The organism is Aeromonas sp. QDB03 (genome assembly GCF_027707985.1).
In the GTDB taxonomy this organism is placed as follows: Bacteria; Pseudomonadota; Gammaproteobacteria; order Enterobacterales; family Aeromonadaceae; genus Aeromonas; species Aeromonas hydrophila.
Window position 1 is genome coordinate 307,015 of the sequence record NZ_JAPCJG010000001.1, and the last position, 21,971, is coordinate 328,985.

A 21,971-nucleotide genomic window follows, 5' to 3' on the forward strand; every position below is an offset into this window, starting at 1 on the left:
CAGATGTTGCTTGAACTCGACCCCGACACCCCGCAGGCGCTCAGCGCCCACCGCGAGGTGGTCCATTACCATCAGCGCGGCGTCACCACCGACAGTGCCATGCAGCTGCCCTGCGAAACCCCGGTGGCGCTGGTTTACAACGGCATCGCCCACAGCGTGATGATGTGCTCGGCCGCCGATCTGGAGGATTTTGCCATCGGCTTCTCGCTCTCCGAGGGGATTATCGACAGTCTGCTCGATATCCACGACATCGAGCAGCAGAGCGCCTGTCGCGGCATCGAGCTGCACATCACCCTGGCTAATCGCTGCGTTCATCGCCTGAAAGAGAAACGGCGCACCTTGGCCGGGCGCACCGGCTGCGGCATCTGCGGCAGCGAGAGCCTGGAACAGGTGGTGCGCGCCCAGCCAAGGCTGCCCGACAGCCAGCGCTTTGCGGTGGGCCATATCGACAAGGTGCTGAGCGCGCTGCGCCCGCTCCAGCTGCTCGGGCAGAGCACGGGGGCGACCCATGCCGCCGTGCACGTGGATGGCGAGGGCAACATCCTCGCCATTCGCGAGGACGTGGGGCGCCATATCGCGCTGGACAAACTGGTGGGTCACCTGCAACGCAGTGGCCGGCGCGACGGCGCCATCCTGGTGACCAGCCGCGCCAGCTTCGAGATGGTGCAAAAGTGCGCCAGCGCCGGGGTAGAGATCTTGCTCGCCATCTCCGCCGCCACCGAGCTCGCAGTCGAGCGGGCCGAGCAGACCGGGCTTACCCTGGTGGGCTTCTGTCGCCCGGGGCGGGCGGAGATCTACAGCGGTCGCCAGCGCATCCTGCTGGCGAGCGCGGCGTCATCCCCCGTTTCGGCAGAGGGCTGAGGGCACAAGGCCATTGGCGCTCGGGGTTGGCTCGGGTATAGTCCTGCGCCAACAAGATAGGTCCGGTCGCGCTCCTTGCCCGTCAGGGCGCCGCGGCCGACACAGCGTCAAAGGATACCAAGCCCATGAAATTCAGCCCGCTGCTGGATGAGATGATGAAAGCCCTGCAGGTGCTGCCGGGTGTCGGCCCCAAGTCGGCCCAGCGCATGGCGTTTACCCTGCTCGAGCGTGAGCGCAGCGGCGGCCTGCGACTGGCCCAGCTGCTCTCTCGCGCCCTGACCGAGATTGGCCACTGCAGCCACTGCCGCACCTTCACCGAGAACGAGCGCTGCGAGATCTGCGCCAATCCCAAGCGCGAAGAGAACGGCCTGCTGTGCGTGGTGGAGAGCCCGGCGGACGTGGCCGCCATCGAACAGACCGGCCAGTTCTCCGGCCGCTACTTCGTGCTGATGGGTCACCTCTCGCCGCTGGACGGCATTGGCCCGGAGGAGCTGGGGCTGGAGATCCTGGAGCGACGCTTGAAAGACGAGGCGATCAGCGAGCTCATTCTGGCCACCAACCCCACCATCGAGGGGGATGCAACCGCCTGGTACATCGCCGACATGGCCCGCGCCGCCGGCGTCAAGGTGAGCCGGATTGCCCATGGGGTGCCGGTGGGGGGCGAGCTGGAGCTGGTGGACGGCACCACGCTCTCCCACTCCCTGATGGGGCGCCAGCCACTGAACTGAGTCAGCTCCAGCCCCTTAACTGAGTCAGCCTCTGTTCTTCAACAGGCCCTGCGTGGCGACTCAGTCCGCAATACCAGAACCCGCCCCGGCGGGTTTTTTGTTGGGCAAGAGGGTCGATTGGCGCAAAAATCGCCATTCGCACGCCTCGACGTTTTGTCCCCCTTGAAATGGCGATCGCCGGCCCCATCTTGGATCGGGAATATGTTCAACCCGAATCGCCTGAGGATAGTGTCGATGACCCAAAGCGTTCATGCCGAAACCCACGGGTTTCAGACTGAAGTCAAACAACTGCTGAGCCTGATGGCCCACAGCCTCTACTCCAACAAAGAAGTGTTCCTGCGCGAGCTGATTTCCAACGCCTCCGATGCGGCGGACAAGCTGCGCTTCAAGGCGCTTTCCGATGCCTCTTTGTTCGAAAACGACGGCCAGTTGCGCGTTCGCCTGGTGGTTGATAAAGAAAATCGGACCCTGACCATCTCCGACAACGGGATCGGTATGACCCGTGATCAAGTGATCGAGCACCTGGGCACCATCGCCAAGTCCGGCACCGCCGAGTTCTTCAAGAACCTCTCCGGTGATCAGGGCCGCGACTCCCAGCTGATCGGTCAGTTCGGGGTGGGCTTCTACTCCGCCTTCATCGTCGCCGACAAGGTGACCGTGGTGTCCCGCGCCGCCGGTACTGCTGCGGAGCAGGGCGTGCAGTGGGAATCGGAAGGGGAAGGCTCCTTCACCGTGGCTGACGTGACCAAGGAGGGCCGCGGTACCGACGTCATCCTGCACCTGCGCGCCGAAGAGGACGAGTTCCTCGACGACTGGCGCCTGCGCTCCGTGGTCAGCAAATATTCCGACCACATCAGCGTGCCGGTAGAGATGTTCAAAGAGGGCTCCCCGGATCGGGAAGAAGACGGTGAAACCATCGTCGGCACCCCGGGCGAGTGGGAGCAGGTCAACCGCGCCACTGCGCTGTGGACCCGCAACCCGAAAGAGATCAAGGACGAGGAGTATCAGGAGTTCTACAAGCACGTCGCTCACGACTTCGAAGATCCGCTCTTGTGGGGTCACAACCGGGTGGAAGGGGCGCAGGAGTACACCAGCCTGCTCTACGTGCCGGCCCGCGCACCGTTCGACCTCTACAACCGCGAGCAGAAGCATGGCCTGAAGCTCTACGTACAGCGTGTCTTCATCATGGACGACGCCGAGCAGTTCATGCCGGCTTACCTGCGCTTCGTCAAAGGGGTGCTGGACTCCAACGATCTGCCGCTCAACGTCAGCCGTGAGATCTTGCAAGACAACAAGGTGACCGTCTCCCTGCGCAAGGCCTGCTCCAAGCGCGTGCTGACCATGCTGGCCAAGCTGGCCAAGGATGATGCCGAGAAGTACGCCAAGTTCTGGAGCGAGTTCGGCAATGTGCTGAAAGAAGGCCCGGCCGAGGATTACGCGAACCGCGAAGAGATCGCCAAGCTCTTGCGCTTTGCCAGCACCGCCGGCGAGGGCGAAGCCCAGACCGTGTCGCTGGAGGATTACGTTGGCCGCATGAAGGAAGGCCAGCAGAAGATTTACTACATTACCGCCGACTCTTACGCTGCCGCCAAGAACAGCCCGCACCTCGAGATCTTCCGCAAGAAGGGCGTCGAAGTGCTGCTGATGTGGGAGCGGGTCGACGAGTGGTTGATGAGCCACCTGACCGAGTTCGACGGCAAACAGCTGGTCTCCGTCACCCGTGGCGAGCTGGATCTGGGCGATCTGGAAGACGAAGCCTCCAAACAGGCGCAGGAAGAGGCTGAAAAAGCCAACGCCGGTCTGGTGGAGCGGGTCAAGCAGAGCCTCGGGGATGCGGTAAAAGAGGTGCGGGTCACCCACCGTCTGACCGACTCACCATCCTGCATCGTCACCGATGCCCACGGCATGAGCACCCAGATGATCAAGCTGATGCGCGCCGCCGGTCAGCCGGTGCCGGAGCAGAAGTACATTCTGGAACTGAACCCCGACCACGCCTTGGTGAAGAAACTCGACACCATCCAGGACGAGGCGCTGTTCGGCGAATGGGTCACCCTCTTGCACGAACAGGCCCAGCTGGCCGAGCAGGGCGGGCTCAATGATCCGGCGAGCTTCGTCTCCCGTATCAATCGTCTGTTACTCCAGGCATGATGTTTGGGCCCACTGCGTGCAGTGGGCTCTTTCTTTTCTGGCGCCTGCCCCGTCTGGGGTGGGCGCCAGTTGCGTGCAGCGCTGCTGCATTTTCACTCATTTTTCGTACACGGATCTGCGCCAATGGTCGTATTGCCATGTCGGAAAGATGGTGAAAAATAAGCCACTCACACGGGGCAAGCTTGTGAAAATGGGCGAAACCGTGTAGTTTTTTGCCTTCTCAAGAATTGAATAACCAATCAATAGGAGCGTGTATGCGCATTGTTCTGTTGGGGGCTCCGGGTGCCGGCAAGGGTACTCAGGCTCAGTTCATCATGGAAAAACACGGTATTCCGCAGATCTCCACCGGCGACATGCTGCGTGCCGCGATCAAGGCGGGCACCGAGCTGGGCCTCAAGGCCAAAGCCGTGATGGACGCAGGTCAGCTCGTCTCTGACGACATCATCATCGGCCTGGTCAAAGAGCGTATTGCCCAACCGGATTGCGCCAACGGCTTCCTGCTGGACGGTTTCCCGCGCACCATTCCCCAGGCGCAGGCCATGAAGGACGCCGGTGTTGCCGTGGACTTCGTACTGGAGTTCGACGTGCCGGACGAAGAGATCGTCAAACGCATGAGCGGTCGTCGCGTTCACTCCGGCTCCGGCCGTACCTACCACGTGGTGTTCAACCCGCCGAAAGTGGAAGGCAAGGACGACGTGACCGGTGAAGATCTGGTGATCCGTGCCGACGACGAAGAGACCACAGTGCGCAAGCGTCTGGATGTATACCATCAGCAGACCGCACCGCTCATCGGCTTCTACGGCAAGGAAGCGGAAGCGGGCAACACCCGTTACGTCAAGATTGATGGCACCCAGCCGGTAGATCTGGTCAGCAAGCAGCTGGCGACCATCCTGGGCTAAGCCCGCCATTGCCATCGTCCCCAAGGGGCCTGCGGCAATGTGCCAGTGAGACAAGGGCCCGGCATGGGCCCTTTCTTGCATTCAGACATAACAACAGAACGACAGGAAGCATACGTGACCACGAAAACCGGGATCTTGCTGGTCAATCTGGGTACCCCAGCCGCGCCCACCACGGCCGCCGTCAAGGCGTTTCTCAGCCAGTTTCTGCACGATCAGCGGGTCGTCGACCTGCCGCGCTACCTCTGGTGTCCTCTGCTCCATTTCATCATCCTGCCGACCCGCTCCCCCAAGGTGGCCAAGCTCTATCAGCAGGTGTGGACCGAGCAGGGCTCGCCGCTGATGGTGATAAGCAAGCAGCAGCGCGCGGCGCTGGAGCAGGAGCTCAAGCGCGAAGGGGTCGAGGTGCCGGTGGAGCTGGCCATGACCTACGGCTCCCCTTCGCTGGATGAGGGCTGGCAGGCGCTCAAGGCCAAGGGAGTCAACCGGGTGATCCTGTTGCCGCTCTATCCCCAGTATTCGGTCAGCACCACCGCCTCGGTGTTTGATGGCTGGGCCAAGGCGATGAAAAAAGAGCGCAACCTGCCGGTGGTGCGGCTCATTCGTGATTACCATGCTCACCCCGAATATATCCAGGCGCTGGCCATGAGCGTGCGCCGCCACTGGGAACAGCACGGCCAGGGCGAGCACCTGCTGATGTCGTTCCACGGCATTCCCGAGCGCTACGAGCGGGAAGGGGATCCCTATGGTCACCAGTGCCGGCGCACCGCCGCCCTGCTGGCCGAGGCGCTCGGGCTGGAGGCCAGCCAGTGGACCGCCAGCTTCCAGTCCCGCTTTGGCAAGGAGGAGTGGCTCAAGCCCTACACCGACGTGACCATCGGTGGCCTGCCGGCCACCGGGATCAAGCGGCTTGACGTGATCTGCCCCGCCTTTGCCGCCGACTGTCTCGAAACCCTGGAGGAGATCCAGGTGCAGAACCGGGAGATCTTCATGGCCGCCGGTGGCGAGCAGTTTGAATACATTCCGGCCCTCAACAGCGATCAGGCCCACATCCGCATGATGGTGTCGCTGATCTGCCGCGAGTTGGCCTGACAGACATACAGCCGGTGCCGCCCATCGGCACCGGTTGCCAGTCGTTCGCTATCCAAGGAGAAGGAGTTTCACCATGATGCATATCACCCTGATTTACGCCGGCCTCTTGGGGCTGCTGTTCCTCTTGCTCTCCTTCTGGGTGGTCAAGCGCCGGGCCCAGTTCAAGGTGATGATAGGGGAAGGGGAGGCGCCCGAGATGCGCGCCGCCATCCGGGCCCACGGCAACTTTGCCGAGTACGTGCCGCTCACCCTGCTGCTGATGGCGCTGTGCGAGCTGGCGGGCGTCGGGGCGTTGTGGCTCCATGTCGGTGGCTTGGCGTTGCTGGTGGGACGCATCCTGCATGCCATCGGCATCCAGATCCCCAAGGCACCCAACCTGCCGAGGCTGGTCGGTACCCTGCTGTTCTGGCTGGCGCTGGGGCTCTTCTCGGTGCTGGCGCTGGCACAGGGGCTGGCCGCCGGCTGAGTCTTGTTCGCCGCAAAAACCACCTCCTTGCGAGGTGGTTTTTTTGATGGGTTTTGGTAAACGTTTTCCTCTGCAGCCCGTGTCTATACTGACTTCATATTTTAATCAGGCGACTTTTCGGCGCGGCGGATTGTGTTAAAATCCCGCCCCTCTTTCCCCCAGAGCACAAGAACATTGCCATGAAATTTCCCGGTCAGCGCAAGTCCAAACACTACTTTCCAGTGGATCGTCGTGATCCCCTCATCTCCCAGAGCGCGGTGCTTGCGGAGCGGGGCAAGGCCTATGTGGTCGGGATTGACCAGACACTGGTCGACATCGAGGCGCACGTTGATCTGGCATTTCTCGAGCGTTACGGCCTGAGCCGCGGCCACTCCATGCTCATCTCCGATGACGTGGCCGAGCAAATCTACGACGAGCTCAAGAGCAACAACATGGTGGTGAGCGAATTTGCCGGCGGCACCATCGGCAACACCATGCACAACTACTCGGTGCTGGCGGACTCCCACTCCATCCTGCTCGGCGTCATGAGCCAGGACATTCGCATCGGCAGCTACGCCTACCGTTACCTGTGCAACACCTCGTCACGGGTCAACCTCGACTACTTGCAGCCGGTAGACGGCCCGGTCGGCCGCTGCTTCACCTTCATCACCGAAGGGGGCGAGCGCAGCTTCGGCATCAACGCCGGCAAGATGGACCATCTGGATGTGGCCCACATCCCCGAGACCATCATCAAGGAGTCCTCCGCCCTGGTCATCACCGCCTACCTGGTGCGCGGTGAAGATGGCACCCCGATGAAGGACGCGGCCATGACCGCGGTGCGCTATGCCCGCGAGGCCGGCGTGCCGGTGGTGCTGACCCTGGGTACCCGCTTCGTCATCGAGTCCGACCCCCAGTGGTGGCGCGATTTCATCAGCGAGAACGTCACCGTGCTCGCCATGAACGAGGAGGAGGGCGAGGCCCTGACCGGCTTCTCCGATCCGCTGGCTGCCGCCGACAAGGCGCTGGACTGGGCCGACATGGTGCTCTGCACCGCAGGGCCGGTGGGGCTCTACATGGCTGCCTACACCGAAGAGGACTTCAAGCGCGAGACCACGCTGCCGCTGCTGCCCGGTGTCATCCCCGAGTTTAACATGTACGAGTTCAGCCGCCCCATGACCCGCAGCGGCTGCCGCGTGCCCAAGCGCATCTACTCCCACATCTCTCCCTACATGGGCGGACCGGAGAAGATCAAGAACACCAACGGGGCAGGGGACGGGGCCCTCTCCGCCGTGCTGCACGACATGGTGGCCAACGCCTATCACCGCAGCGCCGTGCCCAACTCCGCCAAGCACGTGGCCGAGTTCCTCACCTACTCCTCGCTCTCCCAGGTGTGCAAGTACGCCAACCGGGTGAGCTACGAGGTGCTGGCCCAGAGCAGCCCACGTCTGTCGCGCGGTCTGCCGGAGAAGGAAGACAGCCTGGAAGAGGTGTACTGGGAGCGTTGATCTCGCCCCTTGCGCTGAAAACGCCTCCTTCGGGAGGCGTTTTGTCAGGTAAAACCCGGCCGCCGGCAGTTTTTTGTGTGATAAACCCCAAGATGCTTGAGTCCATGTCACTTTTGCGACACCATTTGGCCACCGCATTGCCACTCGGCACTGCCGTGGCCGCAGCACCCGATAGAGAGAGAGCCCCATGAGTAAGTTAACTGACAATCTTGACGCCAATTTCCAACTGTTCATCGAAGAAGTCCGCGAGTCGGGTCAGGTATGGGGCTTGCGTTACGGTGAAGACTGGGTCGTCTGCCGCTCTGCCGAGTTCGAAGATGCCGACGTGATGCCGCTCTGGTCCGCCGAAGGGGATGCCCGCCTGCACTGCGTGGACGAGTGGGCCGACTACGAGCCGGAAGTGATCGAGCTGGAAGAGTTTCTCGACATCTGGATCAACGATCTGGACGAAGACGACGTGCTGGTCGGCCCGAACTGGAACGCCGATCTGGAAGGGCAGGAGCTCGAACCCATCGAGCTGGCCAAGGCGCTGGTGGAACTGGACGCCTGAACCACACTGCATTGAGCCGGGCTTGGGCCCGTCTGACGAGAACCGATATCCGCGAGGATGTCGGTTTTTTTATGGCCGGCTTGCAGAATACTGAATGAAAAGGTGATTTGGCTTTGCACCCGTCAGAGGGATGGTCCATCATCAAACTTTTGCCGAGCGGGAGGAGCCATGTTTGTATTCGACGTCACCGGCGTTGCAGGGGCGCGAGCCGAGATCCGGGTTCAGGCGCTGGACTGGGGGCAGAGCGGCCCCGTCACCTTCCGCTGCGATGACGATCAACTGGCGGTGCTGCTGCTGACCGACTGCCGCTGCGATGCGGTGGGCTTCTTCAATCTGCTGGCGGGCTGCAAGCCGCTCTACCTGGAGCAGTGGCTCAGCTATCTGCAGGAGACCGGCCGCATCGCCAAGCAGAGCTGCCAGCTGGAGAGCCCGGCCCAGGAGGATTACCTCGCCAAGGCCGGTCTTGAACACGAAGAGCTCAATGCCCTGCTGGGGCAGGTCTATCAGGTGGCCGGTTTCAACCGGCTGCAGATCAACCGTTACCTCAAGAATCGCCACAATCCCACCACCCTGGCGACCCGCTACGATCAGAAGGAGCTGGAGCGCTATCGCCAGCTCAACGACATCATTCTGACTCTGTTGAAGTTGAAGCATCCTCAGTAAACAGCCCGAGCTGGCTGATGTCCGGCCGCAACTGCTGGGGCTTGGCGATGAGATAGCCCTGCAGCCCGTCCACATACATGCCCTGCAGCAGCTGCTTCTGGCCCAGCTGCTCCACCCCTTCCGCAATCACCTGACACCCCATCCGGTGTGACACGTCGACGATCATCCGCACGAACTGCTGGTTGGTCAGATCCTGCTCCAGCCCGGTGATGAGGGCGGGATCCAGCTTGATGTAGTCGGGCTTGAGCTCGCGAAACAGGTTGAATGACCCTATCCCCTTGCCGAAGTTGCAGATGGCGGAGCGACTGCCGTTGCGCCTGAGCAGCTCGAACACCCGCTTGGCTCCGGTCAGGTTGCGCTCCAGATGTTCTTCATCCAGTTCGAACACCAGGTTGGCGCTGGTGTTGGGGTCGTTGAGCAGCTGTCGGTCAAGCCAGATCAGAAAGGCGCTGTTTTGCAGCAGGTTACTGGAGAGGTTGATGCCCCAGCGACTCTGATTCGAGCCAAAGGCCCGGTACTGGCGCATGACGTGGGTCACCAGCATCTGCTCCAGCCGCATCACCATGTCCAGCCGCTGGGCCATGGCGAACAGGGTGTCGGTGGGCAGCACAGTGCCGTCGGCACTGCTGAAGCGGGTGTAGATCTCGTTGTAGGCCAGCATGCTGCGGTGCATCGGCTGGATCGGCTGGTAGGTGAAGCTGATGCGCTCCTGCTCCAGCAGCTCGGTCAGCACCAGCTTCCAGTGATGCTGCCCCTGCAGCTCCACCACGCTGTCATCCTGCTGGATGGCCCAGCCGTTGACCGTCTCGGTCTGGGCGCGGGCCAGCGCCAGATCCGCCCTGGCCAGAATGGCCTCTATCTTCTGGCCGCTGCTGAGCCGGGTCAGCCCCGAGTAGGCGGCGCTCTCCAGCTCATGCTGCTGCTGATAGTGATCGAAGGCGATCTTCAGATCCCGCCCGAGCAGGGGGGGCGGGATGTTGGCGACGGGCTGCACCAGCACCGCGAAGTCGGCCCCCGAGATGCGGTAGACCTGATGGCCGGGGAAGCGGCTCACCACCCTGGTGATGATATTGGCGATATCCTTGATGTAGGCATCCCCCGACTGAAAGCCGCGCTGGGCGTTGAGCTTGCCGAGCTCGGTGGCGCGGATCAGCACCAGGGTGGCGGTCTGGGTGTCCTGATCCCGCTGCAGCAGCTCGGTCATGTCACGGCGAAAGGCGTGGCGGTTTTGCAGCTGGGTCAACTCGTCCTGGGTCGCCTGGTTGTGCAGCTCGCTGATCTGGCGGTGGGCATCGCGCTCGGCCTCGTTGAAGTGGGCGAGCAGCTGCTGCAGGGCGGCCTGGGCCTCGGGGGTGGTCAGGCAGGTGGGGTCGCGCAGTTGCAGCGCCCGACACCACACCTGCTCCTGATGGCTGCGCTCGGCCTGCTGGAGGCGCAGGGTCAGCATGCTCAGCAAGCCAAAACCGAGCAGGCTGGTGGCGAGGATGATAAGCAGGGTCAGCAGCGTGCTGGTGAAGGCGAGCCAGAGCCCCTGCAACAGCAGCAGGGGAGCACAGAGGAGAGCGATCACCAGCAGCTGGTTGCTCCCGAGCTTGTTCAACATGGTGTCATCCTTGATGATGTCGTTGATGTTGAAATTCTAACCAAGCTCGCGCCGCAAAGCATGAGATCCCGCTCAACTCCTGGAAAAGGGTCAATTGAAATCAGTTAAATGTGAGTGAAACCACTTTCATGGCGCCAGAAACAGGCGAAGATGAATCGAAAATGGACCAAAACAAGGCAGAGGTAATTATGTTGTTAGAACCCGTAAATACTGCCAAAGCACGGCAACTATTGAACCAGAGTATGGCCTTGGTGCTCGCGGGGGGACGGGGCAGTCGCCTGAAGCAGTTGACCGACAACCGCGCCAAGCCTGCCGTCCATTTTGGCGGCAAGTTCCGCATCATCGACTTCGTGCTCTCCAACTGCATCAACTCCGGCATTCGCCGGGTCGGGGTGGTGACCCAGTACAAGTCCCACAGCCTGCTGCGCCACCTACAATCCGGCTGGTCCTTCCTGCGCTACCAGATGAACGAGTTCATCGACTTGCTGCCCGCCCAGCAGCGGGTGGACGAGGTGCATTGGTATCGCGGCACCGCCGACGCCATCTACCAGAACGTCGACATCATCCGTGACTACGGCCCCAAATACATAGTGGTGCTGGCGGGGGATCACATCTACAAGATGGACTACGCCGCCATGCTGCTCGATCACGTGCGCCTCGGCGCCAAGGTGACGGTGGCCTGCATCGAGGTGCCGCGCGCGGAGGCCTCCGCCTTCGGGGTGATGGACATCGACGAGCAGCGCAAGATCCGCGCCTTCGTGGAGAAGCCGGCCAATCCGCCCGCCATGCCGGGCAACGAGAATGTCTCCCTGGCCTCCATGGGCATCTACATCTTCGAGGCGGAGTACCTCTATCAGCTGCTGGAAGAGGACATTCACAATCAGGAATCCAAACACGATTTCGGCATGGACGTGATCCCGCGCATCGTGGGAGAGGGCAAGGCGTTTGCCCACCCGTTCACCATGTCCTGCGTGGGGGCCAAGGAGGGACAGAAACCTTACTGGCGCGACGTGGGTACCCTGGATTCGTTCTGGGAGGCCAACATGGATCTCGCCTCCGTGGTGCCCGAGCTCGACATCTATGACGAGAACTGGCCCATCTGGACCAGCCAGACCATGACGCCGCCGGCCAAGTTCGTGCAGGACAGAAACGGCCAGCACGGCATGACCATCAACTCCATGTTCGCGGGGGGCTCGATCGTCAGCGGCTCCTTCGTGCTCAACTCCGTGCTGTTCACCCATGTGCGGGTGCACTCCTTCTGCACCCTGGATCAGGCCATCATTTTCCCCGGCGTCGAGATTGGCTCGGGTTGCCGGTTGCGGCGGGTGGTAGTGGACAAGGGCTGCAAGCTGCCCGACGGGCTGGTGGTGGGAGAGAACGCCGACGAGGACAACCGCCGCTTCTATCGCTCCGAGCAGGGTATCGTGCTGGTAACCAAGGAGATGCTGGCCAAGCTGGGGTGATGTCACGCCCAACGCCAGACGCCACAACTAAAAAGGGATCCGATAAGGCTCCCTTTTTCTATTCAGCGAGTGGCTGATTATTTTTCGGTGATCAGCGCCTTGGCGGCCATCACCATGGCGGTGCCGTGCTTGCCACCGGCGGCGGTCACTTGCGGGACGCCATCTTCGTCGGTGTCACCACCGGCCCCTTCGATGACGTTCTCGCCGGAGTCGCCGATCCACTCGGCCATCTGCATGCCGCCGTTGACGGTGCCACGGAACCAGCCCACGTAGCGCTGGGTCAGCTGGGCCAGCTCCAGCGCCGGGGCTTTCTCGCCGCCTTCGTTGCGCAGGTTCAGCATGGCGGAGCGCAGGGCGCCGGAGATGGCGGCCTGGGTCCAGGGAGTGTATTCACCCTGCTTGCCGGCGAGCCAGGTACCGGCCTTCTGGTTGAAGTAGGCTTTATCGGCGGCGATGAACAGCTCGCGCGCCGCCGTGCGGTACTTGGCATCCGAGGTTGCCAGGAAGGCGGCGGTCAGGCCGCGGATGGCGGCAAACTGCGCATCGATGGACTGGCCGGCATCGAGCTTGCCACCCAGGGTGACCCCATCGTGCACCAGCCCATTTTTGCCCTTGAGATTGGCGAGGATGAAGTCAGCCTGCTGGCGAATGAGCACCAGCGCCTGCTGGCCCTGAGCGGTTTTCAGGTTCAGCTCGCCATTGTCACCGGCGGCGTAACCGACCGGCAGCGCATCCTGGGCGCGCTGGGAGATCTGCAGGGCGACCAGGCTGTAGGCGGCGTCAAAGGTGGTGACGTGCTTGCCCTGTTTGCCTGCCTGCCAGCTGTCGACCAGGGTGCCGGCCTTGGGTTCGAAGTGCAGGGCATTGAGGTTCTTGAACACCATGCCGGAGAGGTTCAGCGCCAGGGAGAAGGCATCGTCACCCGCCACCAGCTTGGCGGCATCGCTGCCCTTGTTGGCAGCCGGTGTGGCGGCGAACGGGGCACCGTCGAACACGGCGTGGAAGGCCGGGTTCTGGTTGGTGTTGGCGCTGCGCTGATCGGTGAAGGCGTAGAACTCGGAGAGCGGCCACAGCATCATCCAGGCGTCGCGCAGCTGGGCGGAGCCGTCCACCACCTCGAGCTTGCCGATGGCGCCGACGTCGTTCTTGCCGGTCTCGGTCACTTTCACCTGATGGGGGAAGTAGACGATACCCTTGGCCGGATCGTACTGCGGGGTGATCTTGGCGCCCAGCTGCTTGCCGTCAAAGCCGAGCTGACCCTGCAGGATGGCCAGCTTGTCGATGGACTGCTCGGTCAGCATCATGCCATTGAAGCCGTCGGCGGCTGAGACCCCCAGCTTGTGCTTGCCGTCTTGATCCATGGTGGCGGACGCGGCTTCCACCTCTTCATCGGTCTCGGCCACGTGCATGCCGCCGAGGAAGTCCTGGGACCACATCACCTCTTTGAGCAGGATGCCGCCCACGGCCGCCGGCACCAGCAGGTTGTCACTGCCGCTCCAGCGCAGGGTGGCGTAGTCGCGGAAGTAGGCCGGTACCTGGGTCTTGACGCTCTTCTCGTTGCCCTTGGCGGTCTTGATGGTGATCTGGTCGCCGTTGACCGGGGTGGCGTTGACGGCTTGCGCGAACTCCGGGTTGGCGGAGGAGTAGGGCAGGGAGAGGGGATACATGCCCTGCGGCACTTCATCGGCCGGGAAACCGACCGCATCGGCCATGGCCAGCACCCGCTGGCCGAGGGAGGCCATGGTGCCGCCGCGAGCCTGGTTTTGCGGACCGTTCACCAGATGGGGGCCCATGCCGGATTGATAATTGAGGGCGTACATCGCCTCTTCGGAGTATTCGTAGGATTCGATGCCGGCGGCGAAGTCGAACGGGGTCGGCTCATCGGCGCGATTGGCGTCCAGCACATCCAGATCCAGACCGAGGGCCTCGGCCAGCGGCTCGCCGGAGAGCTCGAACTCGGTGTAGGCCAGCATGTTGGCGGCGGTGTTGAATGTTTTGTCTTCTACCTTGACGGCGGCGTGTGCGGCGCCGCTCAGGAGCGCGCAGGCGATTGCCTGGACCAGTACGGTTTTTCTCATGTCCCTTCTCACCATATGTTTGATTTTATTATGACGCTTCTCATGAATCTAAATGAGAATGGTGTGCATTATGAGGCAAAGGGGGAAGCTTGAGAAGAAAAAACCGCGCCCCTGGAGTTGAAGATAAGAGGGGCGCGGTTGGGGGTCAGAGCAGCTTGAAGGGGATGACCAGTCGTCCCGGTTCCACCTTGAGGGCTTCGACTTTATCCTTGATCCTGGCTTCGTTCTTGCGACTGCCATCCAGCCGGTAGACGGGGGTCTGGGAGAGGAACAGCGAGAGCGACTGGTTGAAGGTGGGCAGTAGCGGGGTGAGGGCGGTGCCCACGTCGGCCGGCTCGGTCTTGACCGAGATGAGCTCGAGATCGCGCAGGTAGATGGCGCCCTGCTCGGCCACATAGTCGGGGCGGGCGCTGAGGGAGAGGCGGATCTTCATCTGCTGGCTGCCAAGGGGACTCGCTACCTGCAGATCGCCAGCGGCATCCAGTTCGACCCGGTCGGCCTGGCGGCGACCGATGCGGCTTTGCATCTCATCGAGGCGGATCTTGCTCGACATGATGCCGGGGATCCCCAGCTGCTTTTCGAAGGCGACCCTCTCTTTGAGGTATTGGTTGATCTCCCCTTCGCTGACGTTGTACTGGGTGAGTGAACAGGCGGCCAGCAGCAGGCTGAGGGGGAGCAGAAGCAGGTGCTTTAACATCGAGGATCCCGTGGGTTGAGACAATGGTCATAAAGATGGCGCCATCTTAGGGGGAAATGGCGTTCGCTGCCAGCGCGGGCGGCGAGCCCGCGGTTTTTGTCGCAGCCTCATATGGGGGGTTGGCTGCGGTGCTCATACGGACAAGGCTGGCCGGACCTGCACGGTGGGCCGCAGCAGCCGTGGCACCCGCCATATCCACAGATAAGTTCCAGTTTTATCGGCATAAAAATCCCATTGACCGGGGGATTTCAAAGCGAGTATTTTACCGCCGCACAAATACAAACTGATAATCATTATCATTTTGAATCATATTTGAGGGTGTAACGTGGATACTCTTGTGATGGAAAATAGCGCGCCTGCCCAGGCTGCGTCTTCGCCCGAATTCTTGTTTACCTCGGGTCAGGGCACGCTCAGTGCCACTGATCTGGGCCAGCCTATCACCACCCCCGCCTGTGAATGGCCTTTGCTAGAACAACAGATTGCCGGTGCGCTGGCAGCGGCCAGTGCCGCCGGCCAGGCCAACCCCCTGCTCATCGGTGCCTTTGCGTTCGACCCGGCGGAAGCCTCCTGCCTCTATGTGCCCGGCCACTATGAGCGGGGCGATCGCCCTGTCCCGCCGGCACAGGTGCCGGCAATAGCGGCGATGGCAGAGCAGGTCGTCGAGGCCAACCGGGTCATCTCGGTGCAGAGCACCCCGCCGGCCAGCGAATTTCAGGCCTCGGTCAGCGCGGCGCTGGATGCGTTTGCACAAGGCAAGCTCGCCAAGGTGGTGCTGTCGCGCAAGCTCACCCTTACCCTGCACCAGCCTGCCGACCCTAAGCAGGTGATGGCCCGCTTGATGGCCCAGAATCCCCATGCCTTCCACTTCTCCCTGCCGCTCGGCCAGGACCGCCGCCTGCTGGGCGCCAGCCCCGAGCTGCTGCTGCGGGTCAGCGGGGGAGAGGTGTTCACCCATCCGCTGGCGGGCTCCGCCCGTCGGGCGAGCGAGCCGGCGCAAGACGAAATGGTGGCCCGGGATCTGCTGGCCTCTCGCAAGGATCAGCATGAGCACCGCCTGGTGATCGACGAGATCCGCCGGGTGTTGACGCCCCACTGCCGCGAGCTGGCGATCCCGTCCAGCCCCTCGCTGATGAGCACGGATACCCTCTGGCATCTGGGCACCCCCATTGCCGGGCGGCTCAATGGTGGCGAGGCATCGGTACTGTCACTTGCCTGCCAGCTTCATCCGACCCCGGCCCTGTGCGGCTATCCCACCGATCTGGCGCGCGAGTTCATTCGCGAGCAGGAGCCCTTCCGGCGCGCCCTGTTCAGCGGCATCGTCGGCTGGTGCGACAGCCAGGGCAACGGCGAGTGGGCCGTGGTGATCCGCTGTGGCGTGCTCGACGGCCATCAGGTTGAGCTGTTCGCTGGCGCCGGCATCGTCGCGGGCTCGGATCCCGCCATGGAGTGGGCCGAGACCGGCACCAAGCTGGGCACCATGCTCAAGGCCCTGGGCCTGGATTTGGAGGTGGCGCAATGACCCAGCCCAACCGCTTCCTGCCCTATACCCGCTGGCCTGACGCGTTGGCGGAGCTGTATCGCGCCAAGGGCTATTGGCGCGGCGAGCCGCTGACCGCCATGCTGGCGCGCCAGTGTGAGCTGGCCCCCGACGCCGAGGCCATTCTCTGCGGCGAGCGGCGCTTCAGCTATGGCGAACTGGACGCCGCCTCGAGCCGGCTGGCCGCCAATCTGGCCCGCCACGGCCTGGGCGTGGGGGATACCGCGCTGGTGCAGCTCCCCAACGTGGCCGAGTTCTATCTGGTGTTTTTCGCCCTGCTCAAGGCCGGCATCGCGCCGGTCAACGCGCTCTTTAGCCACAACCGGCTGGAGCTCCTCTCTTATGCCGAGCAGATCACGCCGCGCCTCTTTATCGGCTCGCTGACCCATCCGCTGTTTGCGAGCAAGGGGCGCGAGAGCGAGCTGCTGACAACCATCGGCGTCGAACTGGTGCTGCTGGATGGTGACGCAGGGGAGCTGGGGCTGACCCGCTGGTTGGCGAAGGGGGCTGAGGGTGAGCCGGTGACATATGGCCCGACCCCGGCGGACGAGGTGGCCTTCTTCCAGCTCTCCGGTGGCAGCACAGGCACCCCCAAGCTCATTCCCCGCACCCATGACGATTACCTGTACAGCGTGCGCCGCAGCAACGAAATTTGTGGCCTCGGCCCCCATACCCGCTATCTGTGCGCCCTGCCGGCGCCCCACAACTTCCCCCTGAGCTCCCCTGGCGCCCTGGGGGTGTTCGAAGCGGGCGGCACAGTGGTGCTGGCACCGGATCCCAGCCCCATCAGCTGTTTCCCGTTGATCGCCCGCCACCGGGTCAATCTCACCTCGCTGGTGCCGCCGGCGGTCTCGCTCTGGCTGCAGGCAGCGGAAGCGGACCCCACCGCGCGCACTCAGCTCGAGAGCCTCGACTTGCTGCAAGTGGGTGGCGCCAAGCTGGGGGAGGCGGTGGCCAGCAAGATTGGGCCGCTGCTCGGCTGCCGGCTGCAGCAGGTGTTCGGCATGGCGGAGGGGCTGGTGAACTACACCCGGCTGGACGACCCCGACGAGAAGGTGATCCATACCCAGGGCCGCCCCATGAGCCCGGACGACGAGGTGCGCATCCTCGATGAGGCGGGCAATCCGGTCGCCCCCGGCCAGTCTGGCGCCCTGCACACCCGCGGCCCCTATACCTTCCGCGGTTACTACCAGAGCCCGGCTCACAACACCCGGGTGTTTGATGCCGAGGGCTTCTACTGCTCCGGCGATCTGGTGGTACAGGATGCCGATGGTTACCTCACCGTGGTAGGGCGGCAGAAGGATCAGATCAACCGGGGCGGTGAGAAGATCGCGGCGGAAGAGGTGGAAAACCAGCTGCTGCACCACCCGGCCATCACCCATGCGGCCCTGGTCTCCATGCCCGACAGCGCCATGGGGGAGAAGAGCTGCGCCTTCATCGTCAGCACGGATCCCGCCTTGAAGCCGCTGGCCTTGCGCAAGTTTCTGCGCGAGCGCGGGGTGGCGGACTTCAAGCTGCCCGACCGTTTCGAAACCCTGGACGCCCTGCCCATGACGGCGGTGGGCAAGATTGACAAGCAGGGGCTGCGGGCGCGCATTGCGCACGCCATCGCCGCCAACCAGTCCCTGACAACAGCATAAAACTAAAAAAGGAATCATGACGTTATGGCTATCCCAACCCTGAACAATTACGCCATGCCCAGCCAGTGGAAGGCCAACAAGGTCAACTGGTCTCTGGATCCCAAACGTGCCGCCCTGCTGATCCACGACATGCAGGAGTACTTCACCGCCTTCTATGGCGAAAACAGCCCGCTGATCGCGGCGCTGACCGAGCGCTTGGCCGCCGTACGCAAGCAGTGCAAGGCCCTCGGCATTCCGGTCTTCTACACCGCCCAGCCCAAGGACCAATCTCCTGAAGATCGCGCCCTGCTCAACGACATGTGGGGCCCGGGGCTCAACAAACGGCCCGAGCAGCAGCAGGTGGTGGCAGCACTGCGCCCGGAGCGGGACGACACCGTGCTGGTCAAGTGGCGCTACAGCGCCTTCCAGCGCTCCGAGCTGGAGCAGATGCTCAAAGCGCTGGGGCGGGATCAGCTGATCATCGGCGGCATCTACGGCCATATTGGCTGCATGATGACCGCCTGCGACGCCTTCATGCGCGACATCCAGCCCTTCTTCCTGGCGGACGGGGTGGCGGACTTCTCCCTGGCCGATCACCAGATGGCGCTGGACTACGTGGCGACCCGCTGCGGCAAGGTGATCCGCTGCGAGGAGGTGCTGGCGCTCGCCCCGGCCTCCGCTTCTGCCGCCCAGACCAGTCCGCTCCTGACCAATCCGTTGCTGACGTATGAGGGGCTCAAGGCGCGGCTGCTGAGTCATATCGACGAAGACGAGGGGGAGTTTGACCCCGACGAGAACCTCATCGACTACGGTCTGGATTCGGTGCGGATCATGGCCCTGCTAACCGAGTGGCGCGCCGCCGGGGTGGAGCTGGGCTTCGTGGATCTCGCCAAGCTGCCGACCCTCAATGGCTGGTGGCGCCTCATCGAGGCCAAGCTGGCAGCCCAGGCGCTGGAGGTGACCCCATGAACCGCTTCCCCTTGACCATTCCCCAGCAGGGGCTCTGGTCCGGACATCTGCTCAACGACGACAAGGCGATGTTCAACACCGCCGAGTGCATCGCCTTCGATGGCAAGGTCGAGGCGGCCGTGCTGGCCGCGGCCCTTGCCAAGGCGGTGGGTGAGTGCGAGGCGCTCAAGGGCCACTTCGAAGCCGATGGGGAGGCGGTCTGCTTCGTCTCGGACGAGGCACAGCTCGCCTATGGCGAGGTGAACCTTGCGAGTGATGACGAGGCCGCCGCCCGCGCCTGGGCCTGGGCCGATCTGCGCCGCCCGTTCGAGTTGACCAAAGAGGCGCCCTGCCGCTTCGCCCTGTTGCGCGGCCCCGGCCGCGATTACCTCTACAGCTGCGTGCACCACATTGCCCTCGACGGCTTTGGCACCACCTTGCTGTTCCAGCGCATCGCTGAGCTGTATGCAGAGGGGCTGGCCGGTGAGATGAACTCCCCATCCCCCTTCGGCTCGTTGGCGGAGGTGCTGGCGGAAGAGGCGAACCGCGAGCAGAGCGGCAAGAACGCCGCCGCCCGCGCCTTCTGGCAGGAGCAGCTGCAAGGCTGGCCCGAGGTGAAATCTTTCAGCGAAGCCCGCGCCCCCATCGCTGCCGAGTTTATCCGCGAGAGCCGCCCGCTGCCCACCGAGCTGTGGCAGACCCTGGTGCGCTTTGCCGATGACAACAAGCTGGGCTGGCCGGATCTGCTGCTGGCCGGGCTCTCGGCCCAGTTGTCCCTTGCCAGTGGTCAGGAGAAGACCCTGTTTGGCCTGATGATGATGAACCGCATCGGCTCGGCCTCCCTGACCGTGCCCTGCATGCAGATGAACATCACTCCGCTGGCACTGGCGCTCGATGAGGGGCTGAGTCTGGTGGTTGCCGCCGACGCCGTGGCCAAGGCCAAGCGCGGGGTGCGCAAGCATCAGCACTACCGCTACGAGCTGCTGCGCCGCGACCTCGGTCTGGTGGGTGGCGACAAGCGCCTGTTCGGCCCGCTGGTCAACATCATGCCGTTTGATCACGCTCGCCGCTTCGGGCCGCTATCTGCCCATATTCTCAACATCAGCGCCGGCCCGGTGGAAGATCTCACCATCGAGGTGCAGGTTGGCGTCGATGGCCAGCCCAGACTGGATCTGGACGCCAACCCGGGTTGCTACCAGCAGGCCGATCTGGCGGCCATCGCCGATACCCTGTTCGCCTTGCTGGGTCGCTGGCTGGCCGAGCCTACCCAGACCCTGGGGGCGCTCAAGGCCGACTGGCTGGCCGAGCAGCGGGCCAGCGCCCTGATCGCCGGCCCCGCTCATGAAGTGATCAAGACACTGCCGGTGCTGGAGGCGCTCTGCCACTTCGCCGCCCAGACCCCGGACAAGATCGCCTTGATTCAGAGTACGGAGCAGGGAGAGGCCCGCTTCAGCTACGAGGCGCTGCTGGCCAGATCTGAACAGATGGCAGCCGCCCTGCAGGCCGCCGGTGTTCAGCCGGGAGACAGGGTCGGTGTCATGCTGGCGCGCAGCCCCCAGGCCATCTTCGCCCAGCTGGCGGTGCTGCTGGCAGGCGCCGTCTATGTGCCCCTCGACCCCGAGCAGCCGCTGGAGCGCCAGGGCCATATTCTGCGGCTGGGGGAGGTCAAGACCCTGATCACTCAGGCCGAGTACCGTCACAAGCTGGCCAGCCTGTTTGAGGGCCGTACTCTCTTGGTTGGGGATCTGCTGGCGGGGGATCTGGTGAGCGATAACCGCTTGAACCAGCCGGCCGCCGGCCGCGCCGTCGCCTACCTGATGTTCACCTCTGGCTCGACCGGTCTGCCCAAAGGGGTGGCGGTCAGCCACGGCGCGCTGGATCACTTCGCCGCCGCCGCCCGCTGCCGTTATCACCTGGATGAAGACGCGCGGATGCTGCAATTCGCCCCCTTCAACTTCGACGCCAGCATCGAGGAGGTGTTCGCCACCCTGAGCGCCGGTGCCACCCTGGTGCTGCGCACCGACGCCCTGCTTGAATCCATGCCCGCCTTTGCGGCCGGGGTGGAGCAGATGGGGATCACCCACCTCGACCTGCCCACCGCGTTCTGGAACGAGTGGGTGGTGGCGCTGACGGCGGGTCAGGCCCACATTCCTGCCAATCTGGCCACCGTCATCATCGGCGGCGAGGCGGTCTACCCTGAGCAGCTGGCCCAGTGGCAGCGCCAGGGGCGCTCCGATGTGCGCCTGTTCAACACCTACGGCCCCACCGAGACCACAGTGGCGGTGACCACCCAGGAGCTGCAGCAGGAAGACCCGAGCCAGGCCCAGTTGCCCATCGGCCTGCCGCTGCCCGGCATGCAGGCACTTATCCTGGGGGCGGGGGAGCAACCCGCCAGCGAGGGGGAGCTGGTGCTGCTCGGCCCGCAGCTGGCCAACGGCTATGTGGGGGGCGTGCAAGGGAGCTTTGGCACCCTGCGGATCGGTGAGGAGGATGTGCCCGTCTATCGCACCGGCGATCGGGTGCGCTTGGTGGCCGGCCGGCTGGTCTACCTCGGTCGGCGCGACAACGAATTCAAGATAAGCGGCTATCGCATCCAGCCCGGCGAGGTGGAGGCGCAGCTGCTGGCCCTGCCGGGGGTGGACGAGGCCTGCGTGCAGGGGGTGAACATCGGCAGCGTGCGCCGGCTGGTGGCCTTCGTGGCGGGGCCTGAGCGCGACAGCCGGGTCATCAAGGCGCAGCTGGCCAAGGTGTTGCCTGCCGCCATGATCCCTACCGATTATCGCCACTATGACCAGCTGCCCCGCACCGGCTCCAACAAGCTGGATCGCAAGGCCCTGCTGGCCGCCTACCAGGCGGGAGGCGAAGCCCTGACCCTGGGCAGCGAGACCGAGAACCGGGTCGGCACCATCTGGCAGCAGATCCTGGGGCTCGCCACCATGGCGCCCGCCGACAACTTCTTCGAACTGGGGGGCCAGTCCCTGCAGACCATCCAGATCGTCAACCGGCTCGGCGCCGAGTTCGGGGTGCAGGTCAAGGTCTCCGATGTGTTTGATCACCCGCGCCTCGACGACTTCTGCCGTTTCCTCGACGGCCTGCTTGCCGAGGACGAAGAGAGCGTGGAGATGGTGTGGTGATGAG

General features: G+C 63.6%; 17 protein-coding genes. 14 read left to right on the forward strand and 3 right to left on the reverse strand.

Features of this window, described 5'->3' with window-relative positions:
• Positions 1 to 3 precede the first annotated feature (3 nt).
• The 9 genes from fdhD to PG900_RS01470 all read left to right on the forward strand — a co-directional run bounded on the left by fdhD (position 4) and on the right by PG900_RS01470 (position 8,888).
• The gene (gene fdhD, locus PG900_RS01430) at positions 4 to 861 is read left to right on the forward strand and encodes a formate dehydrogenase accessory sulfurtransferase FdhD (protein ID WP_263678423.1); all 858 of its coding nucleotides are present in this window, start codon (positions 4 to 6) and stop codon (positions 859 to 861) included.
• 125 nt (positions 862 to 986) lie between these two features.
• Positions 987 to 1,589 carry a recombination mediator RecR gene (gene recR, locus PG900_RS01435; protein ID WP_010633741.1) on the forward strand — a complete coding sequence of 201 codons (603 nt, stop codon included), beginning with the start codon at positions 987 to 989 and terminating at the stop codon, positions 1,587 to 1,589.
• Between the two features lie 234 nt (positions 1,590 to 1,823).
• The gene (htpG, locus tag PG900_RS01440) at positions 1,824 to 3,737 is read left to right on the forward strand and encodes a molecular chaperone HtpG (RefSeq protein WP_270830767.1); all 1,914 of its coding nucleotides are present in this window, start codon (positions 1,824 to 1,826) and stop codon (positions 3,735 to 3,737) included.
• Positions 3,738 to 3,991: 254 nt separating this feature from the next.
• Positions 3,992 to 4,636: an adenylate kinase gene (gene adk, locus PG900_RS01445; protein WP_011706319.1), complete on the forward strand. Its 645-nt coding sequence runs from the start codon at positions 3,992 to 3,994 to the stop codon at positions 4,634 to 4,636.
• A 114-nt stretch (positions 4,637 to 4,750) separates the two neighbouring features.
• On the forward strand, positions 4,751 to 5,725 hold the full coding sequence (gene hemH, locus PG900_RS01450) for a ferrochelatase (protein ID WP_026080103.1): 975 nt from the start codon (positions 4,751 to 4,753) through the stop codon (positions 5,723 to 5,725).
• A gap of 73 nt (positions 5,726 to 5,798) precedes the next feature.
• Complete coding sequence (locus PG900_RS01455; RefSeq protein WP_041217031.1) at positions 5,799 to 6,191, forward strand: MAPEG family protein; 393 nt, start codon at positions 5,799 to 5,801, stop codon at positions 6,189 to 6,191.
• A gap of 179 nt (positions 6,192 to 6,370) precedes the next feature.
• Positions 6,371 to 7,675, forward strand: coding sequence for an inosine/guanosine kinase (locus tag PG900_RS01460; protein ID WP_011706316.1), 1,305 nt, complete (start codon positions 6,371 to 6,373; stop codon positions 7,673 to 7,675).
• 187 nt (positions 7,676 to 7,862) lie between these two features.
• Complete coding sequence (locus PG900_RS01465; protein ID WP_010674427.1) at positions 7,863 to 8,225, forward strand: DUF2750 domain-containing protein; 363 nt, start codon at positions 7,863 to 7,865, stop codon at positions 8,223 to 8,225.
• Between the two features lie 168 nt (positions 8,226 to 8,393).
• Entirely contained in the window at positions 8,394 to 8,888 is a 495-nt protein-coding gene (locus PG900_RS01470; RefSeq protein WP_017408190.1) for a hypothetical protein, read from the forward strand.
• On the opposite strand, the gene PG900_RS01475 is transcribed toward PG900_RS01470, so the two are convergent.
• Positions 8,851 to 10,491 carry an EAL domain-containing protein gene (locus tag PG900_RS01475; RefSeq protein ID WP_011706314.1) on the reverse strand — a complete coding sequence of 547 codons (1,641 nt, stop codon included), beginning with the start codon at positions 10,489 to 10,491 and terminating at the stop codon, positions 8,851 to 8,853. The two genes, PG900_RS01470 and PG900_RS01475, sit on opposite strands and share 38 nt — an antisense overlap.
• A 188-nt stretch (positions 10,492 to 10,679) precedes the next feature.
• On the opposite strand from PG900_RS01475, the gene glgC reads away from it, so the two are divergent.
• Positions 10,680 to 11,954 (forward strand): glucose-1-phosphate adenylyltransferase, encoded by a 1,275-nt coding sequence (gene glgC, locus PG900_RS01480; RefSeq protein WP_270800699.1) that lies wholly within the window; start codon positions 10,680 to 10,682, stop codon positions 11,952 to 11,954.
• A gap of 77 nt (positions 11,955 to 12,031) precedes the next feature.
• On the opposite strand, the gene PG900_RS01485 is transcribed toward glgC, so the two are convergent.
• Positions 12,032 to 14,032 (reverse strand): hypothetical protein, encoded by a 2,001-nt coding sequence (locus PG900_RS01485; RefSeq protein WP_270830768.1) that lies wholly within the window; start codon positions 14,030 to 14,032, stop codon positions 12,032 to 12,034.
• A 145-nt stretch (positions 14,033 to 14,177) separates the two neighbouring features.
• Positions 14,178 to 14,729, reverse strand: a complete 552-nt coding sequence (locus PG900_RS01490; protein ID WP_024944003.1) for a lipoprotein — start codon at positions 14,727 to 14,729, stop codon at positions 14,178 to 14,180.
• Positions 14,730 to 15,054: 325 nt separating this feature from the next.
• Between PG900_RS01490 and amoC the strand changes: the two genes are divergently transcribed.
• The 4 genes from amoC to amoF are packed head-to-tail and all read left to right on the forward strand — an operon-like array spanning position 15,055 to position 21,967.
• Positions 15,055 to 16,248 (forward strand): amonabactin biosynthesis isochorismate synthase AmoC, encoded by a 1,194-nt coding sequence (amoC, locus tag PG900_RS01495; RefSeq protein WP_118881091.1) that lies wholly within the window; start codon positions 15,055 to 15,057, stop codon positions 16,246 to 16,248.
• Entirely contained in the window at positions 16,245 to 17,906 is a 1,662-nt protein-coding gene (amoE, locus tag PG900_RS01500) for an amonabactin biosynthesis (2,3-dihydroxybenzoyl)adenylate synthase AmoE (RefSeq protein ID WP_118881092.1), read from the forward strand. The genes amoC and amoE overlap by 4 nt, the downstream gene beginning before the upstream one ends.
• 24 nt (positions 17,907 to 17,930) lie before the next feature.
• On the forward strand, positions 17,931 to 18,854 hold the full coding sequence (gene amoB / locus PG900_RS01505; protein ID WP_118881093.1) for an amonabactin biosynthesis bifunctional protein AmoB: 924 nt from the start codon (positions 17,931 to 17,933) through the stop codon (positions 18,852 to 18,854).
• Positions 18,851 to 21,967, forward strand: a complete 3,117-nt coding sequence (amoF, locus tag PG900_RS01510) for an amonabactin biosynthesis non-ribosomal peptide synthetase AmoF (protein ID WP_270830769.1) — start codon at positions 18,851 to 18,853, stop codon at positions 21,965 to 21,967. The genes amoB and amoF overlap by 4 nt, the downstream gene beginning before the upstream one ends.
• The last annotated feature ends 4 nt before the right edge of the window (positions 21,968 to 21,971 follow it).

What these genes read in the sequence shown, in the direction of transcription:
- fdhD (WP_263678423.1), top strand. Translation starts at nt 4, where the DNA reads ATGTTGCTTGAACTCGACCCCGACACCCCGCAGGCGCTCAGCGCCCAC.
- recR (WP_010633741.1), top strand. Translation starts at nt 987, where the DNA reads ATGAAATTCAGCCCGCTGCTGGATGAGATGATGAAAGCCCTGCAGGTG.
- htpG (WP_270830767.1), top strand. Translation starts at nt 1,824, where the DNA reads ATGACCCAAAGCGTTCATGCCGAAACCCACGGGTTTCAGACTGAAGTC.
- adk (WP_011706319.1), top strand. Translation starts at nt 3,992, where the DNA reads ATGCGCATTGTTCTGTTGGGGGCTCCGGGTGCCGGCAAGGGTACTCAG.
- PG900_RS01455 (WP_041217031.1), top strand. Translation starts at nt 5,799, where the DNA reads ATGATGCATATCACCCTGATTTACGCCGGCCTCTTGGGGCTGCTGTTC.
- PG900_RS01460 (WP_011706316.1), top strand. Translation starts at nt 6,371, where the DNA reads ATGAAATTTCCCGGTCAGCGCAAGTCCAAACACTACTTTCCAGTGGAT.
- PG900_RS01465 (WP_010674427.1), top strand. Translation starts at nt 7,863, where the DNA reads ATGAGTAAGTTAACTGACAATCTTGACGCCAATTTCCAACTGTTCATC.
- PG900_RS01470 (WP_017408190.1), top strand. Translation starts at nt 8,394, where the DNA reads ATGTTTGTATTCGACGTCACCGGCGTTGCAGGGGCGCGAGCCGAGATC.
- PG900_RS01475 (WP_011706314.1), bottom strand. Translation starts at nt 10,491, where the DNA reads ATGTTGAACAAGCTCGGGAGCAACCAGCTGCTGGTGATCGCTCTCCTC.
- glgC (WP_270800699.1), top strand. Translation starts at nt 10,680, where the DNA reads ATGTTGTTAGAACCCGTAAATACTGCCAAAGCACGGCAACTATTGAAC.
- PG900_RS01485 (WP_270830768.1), bottom strand. Translation starts at nt 14,032, where the DNA reads ATGAGAAAAACCGTACTGGTCCAGGCAATCGCCTGCGCGCTCCTGAGC.
- PG900_RS01490 (WP_024944003.1), bottom strand. Translation starts at nt 14,729, where the DNA reads ATGTTAAAGCACCTGCTTCTGCTCCCCCTCAGCCTGCTGCTGGCCGCC.
- amoE (WP_118881092.1), top strand. Translation starts at nt 16,245, where the DNA reads ATGACCCAGCCCAACCGCTTCCTGCCCTATACCCGCTGGCCTGACGCG.
- amoB (WP_118881093.1), top strand. Translation starts at nt 17,931, where the DNA reads ATGGCTATCCCAACCCTGAACAATTACGCCATGCCCAGCCAGTGGAAG.
- amoF (WP_270830769.1), top strand. Translation starts at nt 18,851, where the DNA reads ATGAACCGCTTCCCCTTGACCATTCCCCAGCAGGGGCTCTGGTCCGGA.